We start from the raw sequence: 1742 nt of genomic DNA, 5'->3' as shown, positions 1-1742 counted from the left end.
CGCGGCGCCTGGCGCAGGCAATGCACGCCGGCTTCGCGACCGGCACCGATATCGACTGCGCCTCCGTCCGCTACGCCGCCCGTCACGACCCGGGCGCCGCGTACGCCTTGGCGGATGCGCGGCGCCTCCCCTTCGCGGACAAGAGCTTCGACCTTGTGGTCAGCGTCACCGCGCTGTGCTTCATCGAAGAAACGCAGACGGCGCTTTCCGAGATGCTGCGCGTTGCGCGTCGCCGCGTCGCCCTCGGACTGCTCAATCGCCACAGCCTGCTGTGGCTCGAAAAGGGCCAGCACGGCGGCCATGGTGCTTACCGCGGCGCTCGCTGGCACACGCCGGTCATGCTCCCGGGAGGCGGCGCCGTGGCTCGTGCGCTGGAGGGGTCGCTGCGCCGCTTGGCGCCCGCCTGCGGAGCCTTCATCGCGGCGGCGGCCGACGTCGGGTGACCCGTGACTTGGCGTCTTTCCCGGCTGCGCATGAACAGCCACGTTCCCCTGCGCTGCCCCGAAATCGGCCTTATCGCGCCGTCAGCCCGCGCCACGCGGCGATCAATCCGGCCGCCGCCCGATCGACCTCGTCCCCGGTCGTCATCATCCCCACCGACAGGCGCACCGCCCCGCGCGCACGGGCCGCGTCGACCGACATCGCGGCCAGCACGCCGCTCACCGCGTCGTGCTCGGAGTGGCAGGCAGAGCCTACCGAGGCGGCCACCACTTCCGCAGCCGCTTCGAGCAGCGCGCGCCCGGTGACCCCGGGGAAGGACAGGTGCAGGGTGTTCGGCAACCGCTCGTCCGGATGGCCGTTCAGCACGAGTCCGGGAACAGAGCGCGCCAGCGCCTCGTGCAGGCGGTCGCGCAGCCCGCGCAGGCGTCCGCCCGCTTCGGGAAGGCGCTCGCGCGCGAGCCGCGCCGCCGCGCCGAGTCCGACGATCGCCGGCACGTTCTCGGTGCCCGGGCGCAGGCCGTGCTCCTGGTCGGCGCCGAAGAGCACCGGGCGGATCGGCGTGCCCGTGCGCACGTAGAGCGCCCCCACGCCCTTCGTGGCGTAGAACTTGTGGCCGGCGAGCGTGAGCAGGTCCGCGCCGAGGCGGTCGACATTCACTTCGACCTTGCCCGCCGACTGCGCCGCATCGGTGTGCAGCAGGATGCCGCGGCTGCGCGTCACGGCAGCGATCTCCGCCACCGGCTGGATCGTGCCGACCTCGTTGTTGGCGTGCATCACTGACACCAGCGCGGTGTCCGGCCGCAACGCCCGGGCGACGTTGTCCGGGGAGACGCGCCCATGGCCGTCCACCGGCAACACTGTCAGGCTCCAGCCGTTCGCCTCGAGCCAGCGTGCCGGTGCCATCACGGCCGGGTGTTCGACGGCGCTGACGACGAGATGGCGGCGGGTGTCGCCGAGCGCCTGTGCGACCCCGAGCAGCGCCAGGTTGTTGGCCTCGGTGGCGCAGCCGGTGAACACGATCTCCCCGCTGCGCGCGCCGATCAGGGCGGCGACCTCGTCGCGCGCCTCGCCGACGGCCCGCGCGGCAAGTCGTCCAGCAGGATGCGAGGACGAAGGGTTGCCGAAGCGCTCGCGCAGGAAGGGCAGCATCGCGTCGGCCACTTCCGGGGCTACCGGGGTGGTGGCGTTGTAGTCGAGGTAGATCGGCAGGTTCGTGCTCATTTCTCCAGGTCCAGTTTCTTTTGCTCGTATTCGTCGCGGTCGATTTCGCCCCGTGCGTAGCGTTCCTGCACGAGCTCCAG

Annotated in this window: 3 protein-coding genes; 1 reads left to right on the top strand and 2 read right to left on the bottom strand. The window is 71.8% G+C overall.

Annotated features, from left to right (window positions below; all coding sequences use genetic code 11):
- A partial coding sequence (locus tag GO615_RS27600; RefSeq protein WP_169133044.1) for a class I SAM-dependent methyltransferase occupies positions 1-443 on the top strand: 443 nt, incomplete at its 5' end.
- Positions 444-513: 70 nt separating this feature from the next.
- Here the strand turns inward: GO615_RS27600 and GO615_RS27595 are convergent.
- Both GO615_RS27595 and GO615_RS29590 read right to left on the bottom strand, forming a co-directional pair.
- Positions 514-1662: a cysteine desulfurase family protein gene (locus GO615_RS27595; RefSeq protein ID WP_169133043.1), complete on the bottom strand. Its 1149-nt coding sequence runs from the start codon at positions 1660-1662 to the stop codon at positions 514-516.
- On the bottom strand, positions 1659-1742 hold the full coding sequence (locus GO615_RS29590; RefSeq protein ID WP_369333972.1) for an SHOCT domain-containing protein: 84 nt from the start codon (positions 1740-1742) through the stop codon (positions 1659-1661). The genes GO615_RS27595 and GO615_RS29590 overlap by 4 nt, the downstream gene beginning before the upstream one ends.

It is taken from the genome of Aromatoleum evansii, from assembly GCF_012910805.1.
Taxonomy (GTDB): domain Bacteria; phylum Pseudomonadota; class Gammaproteobacteria; order Burkholderiales; family Rhodocyclaceae; genus Aromatoleum; species Aromatoleum evansii.
Note: the sequence above shows the minus strand (reverse complement) of the source record. Positions and strands in the feature narration are given on the sequence as shown.

Excerpts from the sequence above, each read along its gene's own strand:
- GO615_RS27595 (WP_169133043.1), bottom strand. The coding sequence starts at position 1,662 with ATGAGCACGAACCTGCCGATCTACCTCGACTACAACGCCACCACCCCG.